General features: G+C 44.7%; 17 protein-coding genes and 1 pseudogene. All 18 read right to left on the bottom strand.

Annotated elements, in window-relative coordinates:
- A pseudogene (locus AC1EKB_RS06075) lies at positions 1-218 on the bottom strand (hypothetical protein); the annotation flags it as partial.
- A gap of 754 nt (positions 219-972) precedes the next feature.
- Positions 973-2,340, bottom strand: coding sequence for an ATP-binding protein (locus AC1EKB_RS06070; RefSeq protein WP_415694613.1), 1,368 nt, complete (start codon positions 2,338-2,340; stop codon positions 973-975).
- Positions 2,341-2,923: 583 nt separating this feature from the next.
- Positions 2,924-4,366, bottom strand: a complete 1,443-nt coding sequence (locus AC1EKB_RS06065) for a Maf family nucleotide pyrophosphatase (RefSeq protein ID WP_481249128.1) — start codon at positions 4,364-4,366, stop codon at positions 2,924-2,926.
- 40 nt (positions 4,367-4,406) lie between these two features.
- Positions 4,407-4,760: a hypothetical protein gene (locus AC1EKB_RS06060; protein ID WP_018646327.1), complete on the bottom strand. Its 354-nt coding sequence runs from the start codon at positions 4,758-4,760 to the stop codon at positions 4,407-4,409.
- Between the two features lie 10 nt (positions 4,761-4,770).
- Entirely contained in the window at positions 4,771-4,998 is a 228-nt protein-coding gene (locus AC1EKB_RS06055) for a hypothetical protein (protein ID WP_219722708.1), read from the bottom strand.
- Between the two features lie 136 nt (positions 4,999-5,134).
- Positions 5,135-6,220 (bottom strand): homoserine kinase, encoded by a 1,086-nt coding sequence (thrB, locus tag AC1EKB_RS06050; RefSeq protein WP_481249127.1) that lies wholly within the window; start codon positions 6,218-6,220, stop codon positions 5,135-5,137.
- Between the two features lie 49 nt (positions 6,221-6,269).
- Complete coding sequence (locus AC1EKB_RS06045; protein WP_481249126.1) at positions 6,270-7,652, bottom strand: homoserine dehydrogenase; 1,383 nt, start codon at positions 7,650-7,652, stop codon at positions 6,270-6,272.
- 116 nt (positions 7,653-7,768) lie between these two features.
- Positions 7,769-8,779 (bottom strand): CPBP family intramembrane glutamic endopeptidase, encoded by a 1,011-nt coding sequence (locus tag AC1EKB_RS06040; RefSeq protein ID WP_415694609.1) that lies wholly within the window; start codon positions 8,777-8,779, stop codon positions 7,769-7,771.
- Positions 8,780-8,791: 12 nt separating this feature from the next.
- A complete protein-coding gene (locus AC1EKB_RS06035) occupies positions 8,792-9,937 on the bottom strand; it encodes a D-alanine--D-alanine ligase family protein (protein WP_481249125.1) in 1,146 nt (381 codons plus the stop codon).
- A 153-nt stretch (positions 9,938-10,090) separates the two neighbouring features.
- Positions 10,091-11,086 carry an NAD(P)H-dependent glycerol-3-phosphate dehydrogenase gene (locus AC1EKB_RS06030; RefSeq protein WP_060785704.1) on the bottom strand — a complete coding sequence of 332 codons (996 nt, stop codon included), beginning with the start codon at positions 11,084-11,086 and terminating at the stop codon, positions 10,091-10,093.
- Between the two features lie 320 nt (positions 11,087-11,406).
- Positions 11,407-12,288 carry a lysophospholipid acyltransferase family protein gene (locus tag AC1EKB_RS06025; RefSeq protein ID WP_481249124.1) on the bottom strand — a complete coding sequence of 294 codons (882 nt, stop codon included), beginning with the start codon at positions 12,286-12,288 and terminating at the stop codon, positions 11,407-11,409.
- Between the two features lie 405 nt (positions 12,289-12,693).
- A complete protein-coding gene (locus tag AC1EKB_RS06020) occupies positions 12,694-13,575 on the bottom strand; it encodes an anchored repeat-type ABC transporter permease subunit (RefSeq protein WP_004129803.1) in 882 nt (293 codons plus the stop codon).
- Positions 13,575-14,420, bottom strand: a complete 846-nt coding sequence (locus AC1EKB_RS06015) for an anchored repeat-type ABC transporter ATP-binding subunit (protein WP_481249123.1) — start codon at positions 14,418-14,420, stop codon at positions 13,575-13,577. The genes AC1EKB_RS06020 and AC1EKB_RS06015 overlap by 1 nt, the downstream gene beginning before the upstream one ends.
- 16 nt (positions 14,421-14,436) lie before the next feature.
- The gene (locus tag AC1EKB_RS06010; RefSeq protein WP_481249129.1) at positions 14,437-16,233 is read right to left on the bottom strand and encodes an anchored repeat ABC transporter, substrate-binding protein; all 1,797 of its coding nucleotides are present in this window, start codon (positions 16,231-16,233) and stop codon (positions 14,437-14,439) included.
- A gap of 51 nt (positions 16,234-16,284) precedes the next feature.
- Positions 16,285-18,489 (bottom strand): choice-of-anchor M domain-containing protein, encoded by a 2,205-nt coding sequence (locus AC1EKB_RS06005; RefSeq protein ID WP_481249122.1) that lies wholly within the window; start codon positions 18,487-18,489, stop codon positions 16,285-16,287.
- Between the two features lie 13 nt (positions 18,490-18,502).
- On the bottom strand, positions 18,503-19,702 hold the full coding sequence (locus tag AC1EKB_RS06000) for a choice-of-anchor M domain-containing protein (protein WP_481249121.1): 1,200 nt from the start codon (positions 19,700-19,702) through the stop codon (positions 18,503-18,505).
- A gap of 34 nt (positions 19,703-19,736) precedes the next feature.
- On the bottom strand, positions 19,737-22,016 hold the full coding sequence (locus AC1EKB_RS05995) for a choice-of-anchor M domain-containing protein (RefSeq protein ID WP_481249120.1): 2,280 nt from the start codon (positions 22,014-22,016) through the stop codon (positions 19,737-19,739).
- Positions 22,017-22,249: 233 nt separating this feature from the next.
- Entirely contained in the window at positions 22,250-22,804 is a 555-nt protein-coding gene (locus AC1EKB_RS05990; RefSeq protein ID WP_481249119.1) for a cysteine hydrolase family protein, read from the bottom strand.
- Positions 22,805-23,278: the final 474 nt, after the last annotated feature.

The raw sequence follows: 23,278 nt of genomic DNA, 5'->3' as shown, positions 1-23,278 counted from the left end.
TCCTTGGTATAAACCTTCACTGCACGAGTAGTAACAGATTTACTACCATTCACAAACTTGAAACTAACCTTAGCAAGTTCTTTAACGTCACTACCCGTCTGGGTAGATGGTGTAGAACCTGCAGCAGAACCAGAAGCCAACGCAGGCACAGCAAGCGCTAGTCCAGAAACCAGCGTTGCAGCGGCAGCGAAAGCAGCAATCGCTTTCTTATTTAACATAATTTTTTCCTTTCTTCTTCATTCTCACGTATAAGCGTGCGAAGAGAGCAATCGCAAGAATACAACTGAATATTCTCGCAATCTAAGTCCTAAAACATGGACTATCAGCAATTAGGATACCCCCCCCCCGTAGCCCTAATTCAATATTTTCACGAAAAAACACGCGTCATTTTTACACAAAAACTTTTACACAAACCAGCCGAACGGCAAAAGTCATAAACCCACTTCCAAGTTCTGGGTAAGCTGCAAGAAAAAAAAAATCGGGGCAGATGCGCTTTCGCACTTCCGCCCCACATACACAAAACTAAAACTCCAACTCAGGATTCTTTAACAACTCATCAAGCATCGCATCATACAAGCGCAAAGACAGGTCATGTCGCTCGCGCGTTACAGCGCGCTATTCCTCGCGGCTATTAGTAGCCGCTCGGCTGATTTGGCATATAAAGTCCAGTGGACTTTACATTTGAGCCAAATCACGCTTTGAAGGAGCTTGAAATGCGTTTTGCAATTTCAAGCTCAGTCAAAGCGCTTTGCAGCGCAGAAGCAGTGCTTCTGCTTTGAGCGGCTCAGCGCGCCAAATTGGAAAATCGTTAGCGCGGTCTAAGCGCGCTAACGTCCTCGCTTGCGTTGAAAGCACACCGTGCTTTCAACGCTGAGCAAGCTCGGCGCTCCGAAGTGCCTTCGCGCGCGCAATGCTGCGCTCAGGCAGGTCGTCGCGCCCGCGCATTATGCAGCTCGAAATCGTCGACTCGCACTACACCAATCCACACATATAAAGTGGTAATATTACACGATTCAAATCTTTTCTAACACTAAGCTGTTTAGGAGCAAATACATAACTCGTTCCAATTCTTTTTGAAAACTTCGCCTTAAATTTATCAAGAGAAACTGTTTTGAACACATTTCCAGATTTAACTTCAATCGCAGATATACGCATTTTGCCAGCAGAATCAAGAAAAGCTTTAGAAATCAAAAAATCTATCTCCATAGTATTTTCCGAATTTTCTTTATCTCTATTTGAATAGAAAAACAGGCGATGCCCAGACGCTATTAGCTGTTGCGCAACAACGTTTTCAACTAGCATCCCTTCATTAATTGAGATTTTTCCAAATAAAATTTCTTTATAAAGATCATTAGACGCAATACTACTATCTGAAAGTATCATAGAAGCCAACAAACCAGTATCAGCCATATAACATTTCACTAACGCATCATCCGCATTAAGATTCAAGCCAACATTCGGATCTGTAGACTTGTAGCAATTATTTGTAATACTCGCATCCGAAAGCCAAAAAAACGCATCCTTATAGTCGCGCATACGAGCATTCTTACCTAAGGACGTAATCCTATACCTTTTTTCATGCCTTGAAAGTTGTGCTGGTATTCCATCAAACACAGCCATAACTTTCATTTCGTACCCTTTTGCAAACTTTGCAGCATCCTGCCTATAGAGTGAAAGAATACGACGCTTAACCCTATCTACTCGCGCAAAATCCCTCGAATCAACATATTCATTTACAGACTGAGGCATGCCACCAACTAGCATGTATTCTCTAAAAAGTCGCATCGCTTTTTTATGTAAAGCATCTGGCAAAGGATTTAACTCATCAAATGAACTCTTAATAACAGTCGATAGATTTTCTTCTCCACAAGCCCACAGAAATTCTTCAAAATCAAGAGGATACATGCGTTCTTCTTGTTCTTCAGATGGAATCACTATTGTTTCAACATTATGTTTAATAGAAAGTAACGAACCAGTCTCTATATAGTCATATCTACCATCTGCAACTAATTGTTTTATAAATTCTCTAGCCTGTGGGAAAAATTGCACTTCATCAAAAACCATTACCGATTCGCGATTATAAAGTTTTACACCATATAATGCAGATACGTACGTAAAGAAAGTGCTTAAGTCCGAACGATAATCTTCAAATAGTCGAAGTGCATCTTTTGAAGCTTGTGAAAAATCAATAAGAATATAAGACTTGTACTCGTTTCTTGCAAACTCTTCAACTAAAGTGCTTTTCCCAACTCTTCGAGCACCCGTTACTAAAAGTGCTGTTGAACCACGATCAGCATTCTTCCAATCAAGCATTTTTTGATAGAATTTTCGCCTTAACATATAACACCACTTTTAATTAACACAAAACCGTTGAAAACACTATTGTTTTATAGTATATATTTCACGAAAATCAATGTCAATATATGCTGATTTTTCACCAAATCAAGGGTAAAAAATATGCTGGATTTTCACGAAAATTGATGTATTGCTTCTCTAAATCTTCACGAAATCAAAGGTAAAAATATGCCGATTTTTATATGGCGATTTTCACGAAAGCAAGAGCATCACGCGATTTTAAGTAAGCTGCAAAAAAAAAATCGGGGCAAACGCACTACATCGCAACACTCAAGCAGGTTGGCGTTCGCGCGGTCTAAGCGCGCTAACGTCTTCGCAGCGCAGAAGCAGTGCTTCTGCCTTGAGCTGCTCAGCGCTCCGAATTGCCTTTTCGCGCTACGCTCTAAGCGAAAAGGCAGGTTGGCGCGCAAAAAGCGTCAAGCAAAGCAAAGAAAACAATACTCTAACTGAACTAGCGCAACTTGGAAGTCTACTTCCAAATTCTGCAAAACTAGCTAACATTTGGAAATCTACTTCCAAACTGCGGATCTATTTGCGCAGCTTCCTTCACACAACTATCTTCGCGCAACTACTTTTGCGAGGCAAGAGAATCAAGGCGCGCGCGGAAGGACGGCCAATCAGTGCGCATTGCCGTAAGCAACTTCAGCTTTGGCACATCATCAATCGGCACCCACTTGATCTCCATGCTCTCGTCGTCGTGCGCGCACGGATTCACACAATGCCCTGGCTTTTCAAACGCGAAAACCGTTGTATACCGCCAATTTCCGTGACTTTCGCAATACGCTCCAACAACATCAATGTCTTGAGATGTTATGTTCGCTTCTTCAAACGACTCGCGCAACGCGCCCTCAATCGCAGTTTCACCATCAGATATTGCGCCGCCAGGAATACCCCACGTGCCGCCTTCCGCACTCCAAAGCGCGCGATGTTGCATAACAACGTGAGTCACGTGCCCAGTTGCCTCGTCTCGCCTAGCGAGCAGCACTCCAGCCGCACCATTATGCCCCCAATGCTTGCGTCCGCAATCGCACATAACCCACCCATCTCCAGGCTGATGCACGTTTTCTTTAGGCACTTGCGCGGAAGCGGGATCGTCCTTAATCGCCTCGCCCTCTAACTTGCGAGTATTCCACAAATCCTGCCAAGCGTACCCAAGCTCCGAAACCATCTGCCTAACAAGCGGCAAGCTAATCCCAAGAACACCATGCGGATCTCCCTGAATTCCCTCAATAAAAGCTCCGCCGAAGCCTTCTAATGTAAAGGATCCCGCGACTTCCAGTGGCTCGCCAGTTTCCACATACGCGCGTATTTCCTCATCGCTCATATGCGCAAAAGTCACGCTTGCGCGGCTCACCTTGCACACGGTTTTGCCACTTTTTGCGTCTATTAGGCAATGACCAGTAAACAATTCTCCAGTTTTTCCGCTCATTTGCTTGATTCGCGCAGCAGCCACTTCAGGAGTATGCGGCTTGCCGTAGCATTCGCCGTCTAGCAAAAACATGGAGTCGCAGCCAACAATCAGCACGTTGTTGGAATCAGCAGAAGACTTATTCACCTGCGCAAAATCGTGAATATCAAAAGTCTTAGTAGGCACTTTTACGCCCGAAAAATCGCGAGTTTGCGCTGTATCTACGTTGTGCGTTATATGCGATTGCGAATCACTTGCTAAAGAATTACTACCAGCTTCAGAAGATTCAGCTTCAGAAGATTCAGTCTCAGCAGCCTTAGCTTCAAGCGGATACCCCACAACCAAATCGCCACTAGCGCTCGCCGCTGCATTTGCAACAAGCTTCCACGACTCATACACCGCAAAAGCCTTTGCTTGCGCCAAAATCGAAACGCGATCCTCGGTGCTCATCTGCTCCACGCTAGCGCCTCGCTCATTTGCAGCATTACGCAAAGCCGCTGGCTCATCTACCTCACTCACGTGAATCACAGGAATCACGCCTGCAGCAGCCAGCACAGCTCTTCTTGCAGGAGACTGAGAAGCCAAAATCAACGAAACTGTCATATTCCCCTCTTTTTACAACTTCAAACAAATTATTCGCAAATTATTGCAACACAGCTTGTAGTTGGCATTGTTCATTATGCATCTGAGCATCTCTCAAAATTAAAGACTGTAAATACTTGCTTTTATTTGGCAGACCATCTCTCTTAGCTGCGCGAGAAATATACTCACTCCAAGATTTTGGAACACGAAAACGCTCTTGTACACTTATTTCGCGCTTTTCCTTTGAGTTTGGTCTACCTGGTCCAGATAAAGATGCAAATATTTCAGTTGCATCGGAATCTTCAGAAATCAGAGTTTGCATAATTTTTGCGGCATCTTCGCCTGAAAATTGCGCTACAGGTGGATTATTTGGAGCAGACACATTTTCATCAGCTAAATTCTCATAAATATCCATTTCAATCACCTCATTTGCCCCATTTTTTCCAATATTTAAACCATTTATCAGTCAAATGCTCTACGTGAAACACAAGAAAATCTTTACCTTGTGGCCTTGCAAGCACTTCAATTAAATCATCTTCCCACGCACCTGGATGCCTTAAACATATAACTAAAGCAACAACTGTTCCCTCCGAGCTAGGTGGATTTGACACGTCATTAGGATTAACTAAGGCAAACCATACAGGTTTAGCCATAGCTCTTCGTATCTCTTCCTCATTTAGATGATCTTCATCAAAATGTTTGTACGCAGATTTGGGATCAAATCTAATAACCATTAATTAAATGTACCACAATTTATTGACCTGATAATTATGCAAATATTTTTGCAAGCTACGCGCGAGATGCCGTTACGCCGTGCGAGTCAATTTTTACGTGCAAAATCTTCCAATCGCAGCCACTCAAAAGCGGTTCTGCAATTTTTTCTATTTTTCCAGCTACAGTTTCCGCACTTTCTATTTCCGCACTTTCTATTTTTTCGCTTATATTAGTAGCGTTGTTTGCCTCTTCGGTTGCTTGCGACTTTTCCTCGTAGAACACCGCTGCGCAAGATCCAGCTCCCGAAATCGCAGCCGCAAACCCCTTGTCTCGCAAAGCTTTTACCAAATCCCAAGTTGGTTGCATAAGACTTGCTCGGTATGGCTGGTGAATAGCGTCTTGAGTAGCTGTAAAGAGCAAATCGTTTCTTGAAAGAGTTGTTTTTGCGCAAGAATCGCAAGAATGGGCAGAATCGCAAGAATCTGCAAACGCGCTAAAATCTCCAAAATCACCAAATGCAATCGGCAATAAGCAAGCGCGCGAAACGTTAAACACAGCATCTGCGTACGGCACTTTTTCTGGAAGCGCTTGGCGAGCCATTTGCGTTGAAAGAGTAAAGTTTGGCACAAAAATCGTTGCGCGAATTTGCTTAGAAACGCTGTATCGAACAGTGTGGAACTCACTGCCATTCTTCCAACTGGTTGTTAATCCACCAAAAACCGCTGGAGCAACGTTGTCTGGGTGCCCTTCAATCGCAGCTGCAAGCTCAAAAATCGCCTGCTTGTTAAGATTCCCATTATGCGCAAAAGCCCAAGCTGCAGCCACGCCCGAAACAATCGCGCTTGCAGAAGACCCCATTCCGCGCGCTTGTGGAATACGATTACGCGCTTCTAGAGTAAATCGCAAACGCGGCAAACCAAACGCTTCGCACGCTTTGCGGAACGCGCGAACAACAAGATGCGTCTCGTCTTTTGGCAACGTATCTTCGCCTTCGCCATGAATAATTACGCGAACATCTTGCGAATCATCAAGCGAATCATCAAGCGTAAAAACTAGCGAATCCGCATAGTCAAGCGCAATTCCTGCAACGTCAAATCCCGACCCAAGATTTGCGCTGGTTGCTGGCACGCAAACTGACACACTGTTGCATACTGGTTTCATTTCGCACCTTTTCTATTCGAGCAGCCTACTTAATTACTTAATTACTCGATTACTCAATAATTCGCAAAGCAAGAGGCTTTGCGCACACAACATCCACTTTTTGCAAATCGGCAAGAACCGCTTGCAAATCCGCCTCTGTGCAATCTTTTACAAGTACACGCAAATCGCCAGGGCCGCCGATTCCGCAAGCTGGGCAATCGCCTTCGCCATCGTATTGAGTTTGGCAAAGCATAGGCAATCGTTCCGCGTTAACTCCATGCTCCTCAAACACATCCATCACTTCGCTGCAAAGCGCAAGCGAAGTATCTTCCATGCTGCATCGCACAACAAAATCTGCACGAATCGAGCGCGTAGAAGCCAAAAACTTAGCGTTATACATTGGCACGCTAGCATCGTTGCAGCCGCGCGCTATGTTTCTAGCGGCTCCAACAATATCTCCAACCACAGCGCTTGCTGTTGGCGCGCCACCCGCGCCGCGGCCGTAGAACATAAGATCATCCGCCGCTTGCGCTTTAACAAAAACGGCGTTAAAGCTGCCATGAACAGAAGCCAGCGGATGCTCTTTGCTAACCAACGCTGGGTAAACACTTGCGCTCACTGCGCCACTCGAATCGCAAGCAACCGCTGCAAGCAGCTTAATCACGCGATTTTCTGCACTTGCAGCCGCGATATCTGCTGCCGTAATCGCGCTAATTCCTTCAACGCTAACGTCATCAATGCTTATTGGCATCTGGAATGCAAGAGTTGCCAAAATCGCAGCCTTGTTTGCCGCATCAAATCCTTCAACGTCTCCTGTAGAATCTGCCTCTGCATAACCTTTTTCTTGAGCCGCACGCAAAGCCGAATCAAAATCAAGCCCACGCACCGTCATCTCGTCAAGAATGTAGTTTGTAGTTCCGTTTACGATTCCAAAAATTTGCGTGATTTTGTCGCCTACAAGCGACTCTCTAAGCGGACGCAAAATCGGAATTGCGCCTGCAACAGACGCCTCAAAACTTAAATCGACTCCGTTTTTTTGCGCGCACTCGTAAAGTTCTGGGCCAAACTTTGCAAGCAATGCTTTGTTCGCTGTTACAACCGACTTTCCGCATTCTAGCGCGGTTTTTACAAATGTGTGCGCTGGCTCCAAGCCGCCAATTAGCTCAACGATTATGTCTATATCTTCGCGTTTACAAATCGCCTCTGCGTCTGCGCTTAAAAGATCTTTGGCAATCCATGGCGCGTCCACATCTTCTGGATGCAAGCACGCGACTGCTGCAAGCTCTAGAGGAGCGCCGATTCTTGCCGATAAGTCATCGTTTTCTTCTACTATTAGACGCGCTGTTTGCGATCCTACTGTTCCAGCGCCTAAAAGACCCACGCGAATTGAATCTGCGGCAAAGCAATCGTCATTTGCACATTGAGCGCTTTCTAAATTGTTTTTGTCTAACATAGACGCCTCCTAACTTAAATCAATATTCAATTAAATAAATTCAATTTGCACAAACAGATTCAGCTTGCACAAACAGCTTATAGATTCACCCTACGCAAACAGCTTATAGATTCACCCTACACAAACAGCATAAGCAAATTTAGCAAAACGGACGCAATCAAGAATCCCATAACGCCAACGGTTCCGTAAAGTGCTTTTGTTCCAGCACTCCCACGAATCTCTAGCGGCGAATCGTAGAATTCAAGATACCTCTTGCGACGAGCAAGAAGCACAATTCCAAACACAAACATAACAATCATAAACATTGCATAAAGGCCTATAAACATAAACCCAGGAGCCAAATCCGCAATCTCTTGAGTGTTCAAGTTCTCAACCTTAATAAGATCTCCGTTTGAATCCATCATGTTGTTTGAAATCCACATTGCTATAACGCTGCCTTGGAAGTTTACAATCATGTGCAAAAACACGCTGTATCTAAGCTGCGATGTACGAACGTACATGTATCCAAATACAAGACCAAGCCCAAAAGCGTAGAAGAATTGGAACATGTTCATGTGGAAAAGCGCAAACGCCAATGCAGAGAACACAATCGCGCGCTTTTCGCCATACACGCGCAACCTGTCTATAATTTGCTTTCTAAACAGCCATTCTTCAACAACTGGAGCTAAAAATACCACAAAAAGCAGCGTTTCCCACACGTTTCCGCCTGCTACAATATCTGCAATCCTGTTCTCGGCTTTTCCGCCAGAAATAAGCGCAGAAGCAACAAGCCCAATGTAACTTCCTGCATACATTATTGGCACGCTAACGGCAAAGAATCCGCCAAATTGGCGCAAAGACATAGTAAACTTGCGAGTTTCTACCGCTGGCGTACGCCTTAAAACAAGCATTGCAAGCGGCAACGCTATTAGGTATTGCGCAACATCCGAAGAAACAAATGAGCTTAGCGAAGGTGTTAAAACGCCTTTTGGAACAAACACGCTAATCAATTCGCCAATTAAAAGCGTTGCAAGAATCCACGTAAATAGGAACACGCACAGCGACACTCCTACAGATCCTTGACGCTTGCGCGCAATCGTATACGCGTCTGGATGCTGCTTGTTTGCAAGCTTACGCTGTTTACGCATTTTTACCTCCGACTAGTCTAAAATAACGCCTTCAATAAGCTTTGTGATTAAATCGCTGTAGCTTATTCCCGTTGCGTCCCAAGCTTTTGGATACATGGAAATTGGCGTAAATCCAGGCATTGTGTTGATCTCGTTAAGGATTACGCGACCGTCTTTAGTTACAAAAGAATCCACGCGACTTAGTCCTCTGCCGTCTGCTGCTTTGAACGCTGCGAGCGCCGTTTTGCGCACGCGTTGCAAAGTCTCTTCTGGCAAATCTGCTGGCACTTCCACGTGCGAAGCCGCAGAATCCATGTATTTGCTGTCAAAATCGTAGAACTGGTCTTCTCCAGCCTCGCGCTTGTCGAGCACAACCTCTCCAGGCCAGCTGGCTTTTGGCTCTTCTCCATCGCGTGCCGCAAGAACAGCGCACTCAATCTCGCGCGCATCAATTCCCTGCTCTACTAGCACTCGCCAATCGTGCTTTGAGGCCTCATAAACGGCATCTGCTAAGGCCTTGGCATCGCGCGTTTCTATTTTTGTAACTCCAAAACTAGATCCTGCTCGGCTTGGCTTTACAAAAAGCGGATACTCTAGTTTTGCTTCTTCAACTTGCTCAAGAATTTCGTTTGCATACGCGTCGAAGCGATTTGCCGCGTCGCTTGCAAACTTGCGTGCATCCAGCGCAATTCCAGGAGCAACATTAATTCCCGCCGCCTTAAAAAGCTGCTTTGCGTAATACTTATCCATGCACGCAGCAGATGCCAAAACTCCACAACCAACATACGGAACTTGCATCATTTCTAGCAAGCCTTGCAAAGTGCCGTCTTCGCCATTCGGGCCGTGAAGAACTGGGAAAACAGCGTCAATATGACCTAAGCTTGTAAGCGTGCCATCCGCCTCTCGCACCAAAAATCCGTCGGCGCCCTTTGCTGGGTCAAGCACAACATCGCGCGTTTCCGCGGTTTTTGTGATTACTGGCAGTTCACCTTGCTCCATGTGGAAGTTTCGCGGATCTTCGCCGCCAACAATCCACTCGCCTTGCTTTGTGATTGCAATGCGAACGATTTCAAATCGACTTTCGTCTACAGCACTGAGCACTCCAGCAGCCGATATGCAAGAAATCGAATGTTCGTCTGCTTTACCGCCGTACAAGAACACTACACGCTTTTTCGTCATTTTTTTCCTTTTATATTTTGAATTATTTTAGTTATTTTGAATTATTTATATATTTTGAATTATTTTAGTTATCTTAGTTATTTTTGATTATTATTTTTGCTTGCGATTTACACGCTTATACGCTTGCGACTTACGCATAGCTTTCGCGCTTCACTACTCTTCGCAAACATCGTTATCAAAAAGCATTGCAAGCATCTCTTGGCAAGAGATTCCTTCTTCTAGCACGCGAGCCATTGCGCTTGCAAGCGGAGTTTCAACGCCCAAACGCTTGCCCATTGCCACAACAGCGCTAGTAGTTGGAACGCCTTCCGCAACGCCATTGCTTACGGCGGTTGCTTCTTCAACACTCATGCCTTTACCAAGATTTGATCCGAAAGTGTAGTTTCGGCTTAGAGGAGATCCGCAAGTCGCGACTAAATCGCCAAAGCCTGCAAGTCCTGCAAAAGTGCGAGAATCCGCGCCTTCCGCAACGCCCAATGCCGTCAACTCTGCAAGACCGCGAGTTTCAATCATCGCAGCCGTATTTTCGCCAAAGCCCGCTCCTCGAGCCATGCCAACTGCGAGCGCAACAACGTTTTTAAGCGATCCGCACATTTCTACGCCGATCACATCTGTTGAAACAAACGCCTTAAAGTAGCTGTTTGAGCAAGCTTTTGCAACCACTTCGGCATTTGCGCGATTCTCGCACGCCACAACCGCCGCCGCATGCTGCCTTAGTGCCACTTCTTTGCTTAAGTTTGGCCCAGATAGCGCTGCAAAACGGTTACGCGGCAAGTTCAAAGCTTCGCACACAACCTCGTCCATGCGCTTGCCTGTTGTGCGCTCAATGCCTTTCATGAGCGAAACAACAATCGCATTTTGCGGAATTTTGCCAGCAAATTCTTCTAGCGCAACGCGCGCAAACTGTGCTGCAATCGCAACTACTACAATGTCTGCGTTTGCTACAGCTTCTGCGCGATCTCCCGTAGCTGTAATGTTTTCTGGCAAACGCTCTACGATTGGCAGCCTAACTTCGTTGCGGTGATTGCTACGAATGCCTTCAACAATTTGCGGCTCTATAGCCCACATTGTCACTTGATTCCCCGCGTCTGCAAGCACCTGCCCAAACGCAGTACCCCAAGCTCCAGCACCCAACACCGTAACGTTCATGTTTACGCCTAGCCTTTCGATTTATGAGTTTGTAAACTACTTTGGTCGTAAGCCATTTGTAGCGATTTACAACTAGTCAAGTTATAGCCAACTTGTCAACTCGTAGCAAACTTAGTTAGTTTGTAGTCAACTTAGTCAACTTTTAATCACACTATTACATAATTCTACACAGTGCGCTTTACGGGCATTTTGTGAAGACTTTATTAGTGATTTATTAGTGATTGGCTTACGATTTTCTAATGATTTATCACTGATTTATCAACTATTCGCTAACGATTTATCAACGATTTATCGCTTATCGAATCGCAAATTTACAATCGCTATTCTTTCACTCTTTTCATAAGCTTGTAATCGAAGTATCCAGCTGGCGATTTTTCGCCGCGAATCTCTTCCATAATTTCCGTCATGCGCACGCGTACGCGACGAGCCAGCTCTGCAGCAGACTCCATAGGCGGCAAATCGCCCCAATGCTCCATATCTTCAAGAAGATCCGAATAATCAAGACGCGCATCGTAGCACATTACAACGTTTTTCTTTGGCCACGGCCACCAATGATTAATGCTTGCAGCACCCCATGTAACAGCGCAAAATAGCGGAATTTGATGTCCAAGCCTGCGCGATGCTTCGAGCGCAATAATGCCGATTCCTGGCTTCATGCTCATAGGCCATTTTTGAGGGTCGCGCGTAACTGTTCCTTCTGGCCATACACTAAGCGGTCTGCCGTTTGTTAGGATTTTAATCGATTCTTCTTCGATTTCGCGCGCTTTTCCGCTTCTGCGCGGAACTGGTTGCATGCCAACAAGCTGGAACCATTTTCCCATGATTGGCCAATTCGCAAGCTCTGCTTTTGCCATGTATCGCGGACGTCGGCCTTGGTGGAATAGAGAAGTCATTGGCACAAAAACGTCGAACATTGTAACGTGCGTGCAAGCGGTTATAAACACGCCTTCTTCTGGCACGTTTTCCAATCCCCATGCGCGCACTTTGCAACGAGATCTAAGCACGCGAGACGTTCCTTCAAGCAATCGTTCGGTTGCCTTTGGATTTTGTGCGTTGATTTCTGCTGTATTTGGCGTCCGCGCGCCCGTTGGGTAGTAATAAGTAGGGTCAACTAACTTGTGTGCGCACGCTAAGCGTTCTACTTGCTCATCGCTGAGCTGCTTAACTGCGCTTCTAGGCGAAGGTTTTCCTTTAGATACCATACGTCTATTGTGCCGCAAACTATAAACCGCAAAATCTTCCATAAGCACACTACATGATTACGCCAGGCGCTGTAGAGATTCGAGATTTTTCGCCCTGAATGAGATGAACCTCAGCATCTTTGATGGTGATTCATCGAATGAAGAAGAAAAATCGAGAATCTCGGTGATAAAAGCCACGCAAAAGTCCTAGATATCCAGAAGGTTTGATGTATTTCTCTACGAGCAATAAATAGCGCCGTACTAAAACCTAAAACCTTAGAATATTAACGTTCATAAACCATCCGTAAAAGTGTTTCGCTCGCGCGGATTAGCCGCGCTCACGTCTTCGCCGCGCAGAAGCAATGCTTCTGCCTTGAGCGGCTCAGCGCTTTGAAGGAGCTTGAAATGCATTATGCAATTTCAAGCTCAGTCAAATCGTGCAACAACTGATCGTAGTTTCGGCACAATCCTCGCTACCAACCCGTGTTTAGGCGAGCACACCCACGCTAGAACAAACATAAAAGTCGCAACCAAAACGATTGTTCCGCCAGTGGCAGTGTCTAAACTCCAAGACAAGTACATTCCGAGAATCGAAGAAGCGCAACCAATAGCAGGCGCCAAAATCATCATCTTTCCAAGTCGGTCAGTAAGCAATCGCGCAGTCGCCGCAGGCGTAATCAAAAGCGCTAAAACAAGCACGTTTCCGATTATTTGCACAGATACCACTACAGCAATCGCAACTAAAACGTATAGCATTCCATCCAACCACGCTACTGGCAATCCCATTGCGCGGCTTGTTTCTCGATCCATTGAAACGCATACTAGCTCTTTGTGGAACATCATTAAAAGCGTTACGATTATTAGCCCTGTTATTGCTACTACAGCAATGTCGGAGTCTGGGATTCCTGTAATGGAGCCAAATAGGAACGATTCCAGGGATCCTGCATAGCCCGAAGCTTTTGATATTACTACGATTCCAAGCGCAAAGGCAGACACAAAGAATACGCCTATAAACGAGTCTTCGCGAAGCCTTCGATTTTGGCTAAAGATTGATACGATTAGCGCGGTTGCAACTCCTGCCAGCGCGCCGCCAAATAGCAAGTTTCCTTGCAAAACAAACGCGATTGCGAGTCCTGGAAAAACGGAGTGCGCTACTGCGTCTCCAATAAACGCCATTCCGCGCAGCACTACGTAGCATCCTACAACTCCGCATATTACGCTAGAAAGGCACGCTACTATAAGTGCTTTTAGTAAGAACCAAAGGTCTGGGTTTGTAAGGTCTTGTATAAAGTCGATTGGAGATAGCATTATTTTTCTACCACACTTTCATGCGCCATAACGCGCTCAACTGCTTTAATAAGCGGATTTTGCGGAGCTACGTGGAAGGTTCGTACCCACTGTTCTGTTTGCAAATTTTGCGGCTCATCGTCGCCCACAATAGTGCCATCAAATAGCATTATTCTCGAGCATGAGTTAATTGAGCCAATAATGTCGTGCGAGCTCATCAAAATTGCTTCTCCCGACTTTGCTAAATCCAAAAAAAGACTCGTGAGCAGCTCTTGAGTAGGCATATCTAAGCCTGTAAACGGCTCGTCTAAAAGCATCAATCGCGGCTGTCCTGCGAGAGCGCGCGCAACGAGTACGCGCTGCCTTTGTCCGCCTGAAAGCTCTCCGATTGTGCGGTCTCTAAAATCCGCCATTCCTGTGCGCTCAAGAGAAGCGAGCGCTATCTCGTAGTCTTCTTTTTTTGCGCGACGCACGTAGCCAATATGACGAATGCGGCCCATCATTACTACGTCTAATACGGAAAGTGGGAAATCCCACGCAATATCGTGGCGTTGCGGCACGTATCCAACGTTGCTTACTCGCGGATTAATCGAAGATTCACTGCTTTTATTAGCGTGTACTTCCAGCTTTCCAGAATGCGGTATTAGCCCCATAATCGCGCGGAAAAGCGTTGTTTTTCCAGCTCCATTTGCGCCAAGAAGCCCCACAAATTCGCCACTTTTAATCGTAAACGAAACGTCTTTTACAACAGTGCGGCTGCCGTAACTTACGCTTAAGTTTTGTGCGTTTATAACAGTATTCGCGTCCATATTCGCGTCAATACTTGCATCCATATTCGCGTCCATATTCCCCTCATTAATCTTCATAAATCCACCATCAATCTCACTTCAAACACTTTGCCAAAGAATCCGCATTCGCTCGCATCATATCCGCATAAGTTCGCACTTTAGAATCGAAAGCATCTCCATAAATCGGGCAAACTTTTACGTGCGCTTGCGCCGCAAGCTCTTTAAGCACAGACGAACGCGAGATTAAATTTGGCTCCAAAAACACAGCTGGAATCTCTAAATCGCGCAAAATCTGCTGCAATCTACGCCTATCTTGCACGCTCGGCTCACTCGAAGGATTAATCGTTACAAATCCTGCAATATTCACGCCGTAAGCTTTACCCAAGTATGCAAAAGCGTCGTGCGTTGTAACCAAATTGCGCTTCTCTTTTGGTATTGACGCCACTTTTTTCCGCATATACGCGTCTACATCTAGAAGCTTGTTAATGTATCGGTCCGCATTTTCGCGATATTTACGAGCATTTTTAACGTCCACTTCGCAAAGGCGATCTGCGATTGTGCGCACGTATGCTATGCCATTTTTTACGGATTGCCACAAATGCGGATCAATGTCTCCGTGAACGTGCTTTCCTAAAACTGCTTGCGGAAGCTGATAAATCTTCTGCCTTGCAGCTCCCAAAAACCTGTATCCTTGCTCGGCTGGTATCTCTTTTAGCGCGTTAGTTGGAACTTCTACAACCACATCGCGCGGCTTGTAATACACGCGTTTTGGCGCAGCGGAGCGCTTTTCTTGCAAAGTATCTACGCGGTACACAAATCCGCGTTTTGCTAAGTCGTAAGCTAAATCTGCATGACCTTTGTTCAGCACTACGCTAGCTCCACGCTTTTTGGCTATTTTTTGCGCGTTTACGCCCACAGCAAATCGCATTTTGGTGTTTCCAAGGCTAGAAACTACCTCGTTTTGCGCGTTTAGCATGTCGGCGTGCAAGTCAAGCGTGTATTCGCCTGGCTTGCTAAACGCCCAGCTTAAATGCGTGTGCGCGTCTGCTGGCAAGTCTACGTGGTCGTTTGCGCTTATGCCGTTTGCGCTGTTAAAGTATGTTTCTACGCTTCCAAAAGTGCCAGTCAAGTATGCAAATAGCGCGCCAGGCCCTTTTACTTTTGTTGCTGTTAAGCGTATTCTGTCGGACCTTTTCATGCTGTATGCGTTTGGCTTTATTACAGTTGCGCGACCTTCTTTTGTTGCGGTAGATGGCGCGTTTGATTGCAAAGATTGACCTGACTTTTCTAGTTGGCTAGTTTGTTTTGAATTTGTTTTTGTTTTATTGAGATTGTTTAGCGAAGCTAGTCCACCAGCCGCCGCCGAGGGCGATTCTTCCGCACGCTTTTGCGTATTTTCACTTGTAGCGCCTTGCTCGCTATGCGCTTCCTCGCTCGGCTGCGCAGCCATGCGTTCTGTAGCAAGCCCTAGCCAAATCGTGTCTAAAGACACGTCTTCTATCATCGGAATAATATCTGCCGCGTGCTTAACACTTTCTTCCGCAAGTTGCACATTTGGCACACCTTTTCGCAAATTCGCGTCGAGCGCGGTAATAACGCCGTGTTCTTCCAGCATCATGTAGTTGCTAAAAGCTACATCCGCGTACACAACATCTCTGATTGATCGCAAACGCGGCTCGTACGAATGCGGATCCGCGTTGTCTGGCACAATCGCGCTTACGTTTGCCGCGTCTCCTGCAACATTCGCAACCATATCTCGCAAAACGCCCGTTGTTGTAACCACGTTAATGCGACCATCGCGATGTACTGCACGATTCCCGTTAGCACTACCACAAGCAGAAAGCGGCAAAATAAACGCAACGGCTGCAATTGCAGCAAGCGAAGAGAACAAAGTTTGCTTTACTTTTTTGGGCTTACGAATCACCCTTACACACTCCTACTACTAATAGCGCAACAACCAGTTGAAGCTAACAAGTCCACGCTTGTGTAGATACCAAATTCCTGCACCCAAAACGCCAAGCACAGCAATAATTCCACCAGCAAGAAGCGAATAAGCAAGTGAAGGATTTCGCTTAAATAATCCTGTTACACCTTTTGCTTCAGACTTCACAACATCGTCATTATCGTTCAACTTCTGTCGGTACAAACTTTTAGCAAGTCTCTTGTTACTAATTTTTGAAACAAGACCTTTATGCTTTTTAGCTTTTCTTGGCAATTGTTTTCCAGAGTGTGAATTATTTGATCCAAAACCGCGACCACCAACAAAAGAATTTCCGCCACCAACGGCACCTATTCCATGGCCGCCATTATTTCCGCCGGAACGAGGCAAATTGGTAGTAGGTTTTACTGGATTATGAGGTGCAGAAGGACCAACTTTTTTGCCTTGTGTATCCTCTTTTTCATTGCTTCCGCCGCCGTCAGCATACCCCATTGGCGTTTCTTGTGGATCAACACCAACAGCAACATGAATATTGCGAGTTACTGTAGAATTTCCATCAGAAGCTTGGAATTGCAATGTGTAATATCCCGGTTCGTCGAAATCCCAATTCGCATGAGCATGCGTATTTGCAGGTATCGTATAATCTGTTGCTCCTTGAGTGGAGAAAATCTCTTGATCTCCACCACCCAAGCCGCCAAACATCCAAACACGTACATTTCCAGGACCTTCAACTCCTGTTAAGCTCAATTGAGTTGGCTTATGCGGATTCATAGACTGATTATTCCAACCCATCCATGGCACACCATCAATTTGTGTTTGCGGTATACGATACACGCCGTTAGTTTTACCAGCATCACCAACTGCGAATACAACTGTGTCTGGGTCTCTAAAGACGTGGCTTCCTGTCACATCTTCTTGCACAGCCATATCAACTTTATTTGAATCGCCAGTATATACAGCAATATCAACGTGACCGTGGTCTACAACAAGCTTGTCGCCCTTGATGTCTTTGAACTTTGTCACAGCAGATTGCTGACTTTGAGAAACTCGCTTTCCGCTTTTAGTGTTATGTTCCCCATTAATAAGACCACCATTATTACTTCCAAAAAGTCCTTTATTACTTCCAAGAAGTCCTTGTTGTTGCATTTTTGCTCCAGGCCATGGAGTCACATACACAGTGTTGTTGTTACCGTTAATGAAGAAAGATCCGTTACTTTGTTGCACATTAATGCTGTGATCCTCACTTTGAGAATCATCATCATCTGAATCTTCTTCGTCATCTTCACCATCTTCATCACCATCAAAAGATGCGCCATCATAATCAGCAAAATCCCCAGCTGTTACATCATGATTAGTGACATGGAATGTATAGACTTGCTCAGAACTTTGCTCCTCGTTACCAACGGTAGTAGTAGCCTTCATTTTTAGCTTGTACACACCAGGACGGTTAAAAGACCAATACATGTGCGAATGCTTTCCACTACCACCATCATCAGTAATGTCAACATCTTTCGGCCAGTTTTCAGCAGAACCGAGCATTTTCTCATAATCGCTACCGCTGCGAATGTACATAAAAACTTCGCCGTTGTGAGGTGCTTCGATACCAGTTAGCGACAATTTAACTGTTGGATTAACTTTTGTTGTAGAACCAGCTCCCTCATATAACGGTCTAGTGTCTAAACCAGGCCACAAAGCGCCAGTATTCCCAGCTCCAGATTGATCAAAGAACCAGACTACACCTTCGCGCGTTGTTGCGTATATTTCTTTTATTACCGAATTGTTCTCATCTTTGGAAAGCTGCATGATGTTTTTAGAACCGACTTCAAAAATAAGTCGATTCGTATCATAACGAGTATGATCTTTATCATCACTTTCAAACGAATCACCCAAGGTACCTAATACCATGCGCTTATTTGTAGTATCAAAGAAAGTTGCAAAAACGTCAGTATGACCTTTATACGCGTGGCACATTGCAGCTTTACTATCGGCCGCAGGTTGCGAAGCAGTATGCTCCAAACTAGCAGCGGCACACGCTTCAAAATTAGCTTTCTTTATTTCGGCAAAATCTTTAGAAGATTTCTTTCCGCTTACAACAGTTGCGTCACTACCATTGTCAGCAAAAGCCGTGGGAGTTCCCATCATCATGCCACACAAGCACACGCCCACCAACAAAGCGCGAGATAATTTCTTTATACTATTACGAACCATTTTCGTTACACCATTATTTCCACTGAGTACCATCAGATTGCATATTGTCTGATTGAGAATATTGAGAATTATTAATTGGTGACATTACTGTCGTTTCTTGATCACTCACTAGATTTGACAAGGTATTGTCACCATTTGCATTATTCACAGAATTTGCGTTATTTGCATACTGTTGATTAACTTGTGCAGAAACTTGCTTAGCAAGCGCAAGATTTCGTGCTTTCTTGCTTTTAACTACAGCTATTAGTACAAAAATCACAATAATTACGGCAATAATAGCCACGAAAATACCTACGATTTGAAGAACTAAAGCTGTATCGTCACTTTTTTCAGATACTTTGTGAGAATGCTTATGCTTGTTGTGAAGGAGTTCGTGATGATGATTAGCTTCATCTTTTTCGGATTCATCGTTATCTTCTTCATCTTGACCCTCTTCGTCGCCCTCGTTGCCACTTGCTCCAGCAGCACCAGCACCTAAAGCAGCATTAGGATCGGTATTATCTCCAACCGCAAAATTAAGAACACGCGTATCGCTTACTGCGCGTCCATTTTTAAGCTTTCCTGAAAAAGTAAGCTTCACATGATAAATTCCAGGCTTAGAAAACACCCAATTCACGTGAGTATGAGCGTTGGCTTCAATCCAGCTGTTTTGCGGATATCCTTTAGTACTATCCCAAAGTTGCTGTGGATTGTTGTTGCCATTTTCTAAGTAAACATGCAGTTTACCCGGGCCGCTTACTCCTTCAAGAGAAAGGTTTGCACCGCGATCGAGCTCGTTAAGCACGCCACCTTCCTGCGTATTCCAACCAAGCCACGGCACATCAGGATTTTGAGTTTGTGGAATTACGTAAAGCTTGGTTCCAGGCTTTTCGCCAATAAAACTGTAGGCAGCATCATCAGGCATAGGAATTATTGAATTGCCACCTAATTTAAATACCACATTTTCTGGGTCTCGCCACACTGGTTCGTCACCAGTATCATCGCGAATCTTCAATTTCCATTTGCCGTCTATTAGCGTTGGTCCAAAATCAGCATGACCTGCTTGAATCATAACTGGCTGATTGCCTTCATTAGCATAAGCAGTTTCCTGCATTGGATTTGGTGCACATAAAGATGCAACCAAAGTTACTAAAGAAAATATGAGCGCAAGCAACGCAGTAGAATATACATGCTTTCGTTTTACTTGCAATGTTTCATTTTGTTTGTAATTCATTATTTAAACTTTCTAGTAATAATACGAATACCATTTACAACAATTTCAATCTAGGACGTACCAATGCGCCGCATGCACCAGTTATTGCACATAAGCCGACGCTCGCACCTGAAGCTGCAACCGCAACCCACTTAGTCGAGGAACCATCACCTTTTGTATCATCTGAATCATCTTCATACGCTTCATCAGATTCTTCATTGTATTGCCTTGCACCTTGCAAAGCATGACGTTCAGTATTCTTAACAAAATCAGAGTTATTGACAGAACTATTTTTAGACTTATTGCCAGAATTATTATCTGTTCTTACGAAATTACGAATAGTCTGTCCACTTTTCTTAGAGCTCTTGTTCTTAGTATGAGTTCCGCTTGAATTTTCTGTTCTTGTAAAAGAACTAGAATCAGAACTAGCACCACTTTGCGTATTATTTTTAGAACTATTCTTACGATTAGTGCGGTTAATCTTATTACGATTCTTCTTTGTGCGCTTGAATTTTCTGTTGGATTTCTTAACGAAATTAGATTCGAATTGGAATCCACCATTAGAACTAGATCCAAATAGTCCCGAATTTGCAGTGCCGCCGAATACACCTTTCAAAAAGTTCTTTCCACCAACAAAATGCTTAGTCTTATTTTTGCGCTTATTATGACGCTTCTCATGGTGCTTTTTCCCGTGAGGGTTCTCATCATCTTCAGAATCAGAACCGCTTTGATTATCATCGCCATCATTGTTATGAGAGTGAGGAACGCCCTTCATCTCAATAACATAATCGCAAAACTCATCAAACATTTTATTGCGATAAAGTTCGCCATTCTTCAAAACCAGGGAAGGACGAATCGTTGCACCTTGCATTGATGCATCAAGCTTTAAGTCCAACTTGCTGCTCATGGCTCCAGGGATGCGCTTGAACTCGCTTTCCCCTTCCTTTTTAAGCAACCAAACGTAGTCTTTAACAATGGAAGTTACAGGACTCGTAGGGTCATCGATTGGATCACCAGTAGTAGCATCTGTTGCAACATGAGGGTTAAGCAATACTGTTTTCGCGTGTAAAGTATCCCCTGGTTTAAAACGCTTATAAGGAACAATCGCTTTTACTACAGGATGCCCGTCAGCACCGTGATCTTCAACGGCGATGGTTGCAGACGCAGTATCTTTACCAATTTGCGTTTCGCCTTCAGTTGCGTGAGCATACACTTTCATCTTGTTCATTGCAGGCTCAGCTGGAAGCTGCAGTCTCTCAGCAAAAAGAGTGGTTCCATACGCGTCAGGGCCTTCGTCAGCGCGAACATATCTCCACTCAATACGAGCACCCTTTGGTTTGTTAACTACTTTTAAGTCTAAACCGCCATAACCTTCGTATGAATGATAATGTGGGTGTTCTCCGGAATCGCGAATATTGCCGATGCGCATATCGCCGCCATCGTCTTTATCCGTGTCTTTATGTTCTTCGGAAGCTTTGTGCGATTCTTCATCATCGTCAGGATTAATAAAATCACCGCGACGATGTAAATCAAGCGTTTCCGTAATGACGGAAGCAGGTACTTCCCCTGAATATGTGTCTTCTACTTCAAAAGTGTATTCTGCAGGCTCGGTTGTGATCTGCTTTTTAGTGTTCTTATTTGTAATAGTTGCTGCTACTTTTAGCTTGTAAACGCCAGGCTGCGTAAATCCCCAGTTTGCATGCATGTGACCAGAGCTATGTTGGTGAATTACGCCAGGTAGCATAAACCGACTGCCATCAGTATCAGGTTCGTCGTCTAAATCATTCTCTTCAAATGATACTTTCTTCGTATTTTTACCAATGCCACCGGTAGTCCAAAGCAAAATGCGACCGTTCATTGGTCCAGTAACTTGCTGGATTGCAATATCTGCTGTTGCGTCATCTGCGTGAGATGCACCAACTAAAGTTGCAGCATAACCTGTATCCCAACCCGGGAAGAGAGGATTTCCTTTTTGATTTCCGGAGCTATCGAGATAGTAGTATTCAGTAGCTAGACCAGGAAGTTGCGATTTTGTAGTGTACGTGCTTTTTGCTACGCGCAAAGTAGTGTTTTCAGGCTTTAAGAAAGTGGCAGCGTCTTTTTCGACGGCCATAATGAATTTACCATTGTATTGAATTGGGTAAAATACGTCTGTATGTCCGTGACTTAGCACTTCTTTTTTTGTAGGATCGTATTTTTCAGCAGGATTACCATTTTCTAATGCAACTGCTGGTAAAGCTGCACTAAATCCTGATGCAAGCACGGCAAACGCAAGTATTCCAACGCCGCACATCACGAACGCGCGTTTTACCATATTCTTAATGACCTTAGTCATATTGCTGTTTCGCTCTCTACACTTCATCTTCTCTATTTCGCCTATTCGCACTCTTCTTTCACGAATGACTATTGAAGACATCTTTACAACGTCTATCAATAATAATAATGATTCTCATTAATAGTCAAGTCGACACTCCGAATAAACAAAAACGCTGGCAGCTCAAAGCAACCAGCGTCGATTATTTTTAATAACTATTTATTAATTATTTAAATAGTTTGTAGCTAAAATTCTCAGCCTTCTACAATATCTGCATTAAGACAAGTCTTAAAATGACGAAGCACCCACTCGTGACCTTGTGGATCAAAGCTTGCGACTGCATCTTTGTGAACTACGATTTTGAAGCCAAGATTATACGCGTCAACAGCAGTGTGAAGCACGCAAATATCCGTGCAAACTCCCACCAAGTGCAACTCCTCAATATGACGTTCGCGCAGCTTAATCAATAAATCCGTGCCATTAAACGAAGAGTAGCGAGTCTTATGAATGTAATACACATTGCTTTTATCTTTATTCGCTTCATAAAAATCGCCAAGCGTGCCATAGAGCTCCTGACCGTGTGTTCCAGCAATATTATGAGGTGGGAAAAGCTTAGTTTCAGGATGATACGGATCGTTTAGATGATGCGTGTCGATTGCAAAAACCACGAATTCACCAGCATCGAGAAATTCTTGCGATATTTCAGTAATGCGCTTCTCAAGCTTTTGAGCAGGCTCTCCTACTGTAAGCGAGCCGTCACTTGCAACGAAATCATTCGTGTAATCAATGTTAATAAGAGCCTTTTTCATACATACTTCCGTTTTTAATTGTGTTAAAGCTACACTTACACATTACTCTTTACGCTAACAAGATTCTTTACACTAACATGTTTTGGCACAATCGCACTACAAGGCAGGTCATGTCGTTCGCGCGGTCTACGCGCGCGAACGTCTTCGCCGCGCAGAAGCAGTGCTTCTGTCTGAGCGGCTCAGCGCTCCGAATTACCTTTTCGCGCTACGCTTTAAGTGAAAAGGCAGGTCGGAGCGCCTGCGAGGAGAGAAATACTCAAACCTCGCGCAACGCTAAATAGGGAATCTCGCGCTACGCTCTAAGCGAAAAGGCAGGTCGTCGCGCCCGAAAATGTTGCTCTAAACCCCAAAATCAGCAACAAAACGCGGAAAATAAAAAAGCGGGGAACAATCAAGTTCCCCGCTAGAAAGAATAATGCGGCAGCGTGTTAGTCTCCCACACCCTATCGAGTGCAGTACCCTCACCGTGTCAGG

The sequence above is a fragment of the Gardnerella sialicivorans subsp. sialicivorans genome (assembly GCF_056746795.1).
This window is presented reverse-complemented; position numbering and strand designations above follow the sequence as displayed.

What these genes read in the sequence shown, in the direction of transcription:
- AC1EKB_RS06005 (WP_481249122.1), bottom strand. Translation starts at nt 18,489, where the DNA reads ATGGTTCGTAATAGTATAAAGAAATTATCTCGCGCTTTGTTGGTGGGC.
- AC1EKB_RS06035 (WP_481249125.1), bottom strand. Translation starts at nt 9,937, where the DNA reads ATGACGAAAAAGCGTGTAGTGTTCTTGTACGGCGGTAAAGCAGACGAA.
- AC1EKB_RS06060 (WP_018646327.1), bottom strand. Translation starts at nt 4,760, where the DNA reads ATGGATATTTATGAGAATTTAGCTGATGAAAATGTGTCTGCTCCAAAT.
- AC1EKB_RS06065 (WP_481249128.1), bottom strand. Translation starts at nt 4,366, where the DNA reads ATGACAGTTTCGTTGATTTTGGCTTCTCAGTCTCCTGCAAGAAGAGCT.
- AC1EKB_RS05995 (WP_481249120.1), bottom strand. Translation starts at nt 22,016, where the DNA reads ATGACTAAGGTCATTAAGAATATGGTAAAACGCGCGTTCGTGATGTGC.
- AC1EKB_RS05990 (WP_481249119.1), bottom strand. Translation starts at nt 22,804, where the DNA reads ATGAAAAAGGCTCTTATTAACATTGATTACACGAATGATTTCGTTGCA.
- AC1EKB_RS06015 (WP_481249123.1), bottom strand. Translation starts at nt 14,420, where the DNA reads ATGAAGATTAATGAGGGGAATATGGACGCGAATATGGATGCAAGTATT.
- AC1EKB_RS06030 (WP_060785704.1), bottom strand. Translation starts at nt 11,086, where the DNA reads ATGAACGTTACGGTGTTGGGTGCTGGAGCTTGGGGTACTGCGTTTGGG.
- AC1EKB_RS06000 (WP_481249121.1), bottom strand. Translation starts at nt 19,702, where the DNA reads ATGAATTACAAACAAAATGAAACATTGCAAGTAAAACGAAAGCATGTA.
- AC1EKB_RS06025 (WP_481249124.1), bottom strand. Translation starts at nt 12,288, where the DNA reads ATGGTATCTAAAGGAAAACCTTCGCCTAGAAGCGCAGTTAAGCAGCTC.
- thrB (WP_481249127.1), bottom strand. Translation starts at nt 6,220, where the DNA reads ATGAAACCAGTATGCAACAGTGTGTCAGTTTGCGTGCCAGCAACCAGC.
- AC1EKB_RS06040 (WP_415694609.1), bottom strand. Translation starts at nt 8,779, where the DNA reads ATGCGTAAACAGCGTAAGCTTGCAAACAAGCAGCATCCAGACGCGTAT.
- AC1EKB_RS06045 (WP_481249126.1), bottom strand. Translation starts at nt 7,652, where the DNA reads ATGTTAGACAAAAACAATTTAGAAAGCGCTCAATGTGCAAATGACGAT.
- AC1EKB_RS06070 (WP_415694613.1), bottom strand. Translation starts at nt 2,340, where the DNA reads ATGTTAAGGCGAAAATTCTATCAAAAAATGCTTGATTGGAAGAATGCT.
- AC1EKB_RS06020 (WP_004129803.1), bottom strand. Translation starts at nt 13,575, where the DNA reads ATGCTATCTCCAATCGACTTTATACAAGACCTTACAAACCCAGACCTT.
- AC1EKB_RS06055 (WP_219722708.1), bottom strand. Translation starts at nt 4,998, where the DNA reads ATGGCTAAACCTGTATGGTTTGCCTTAGTTAATCCTAATGACGTGTCA.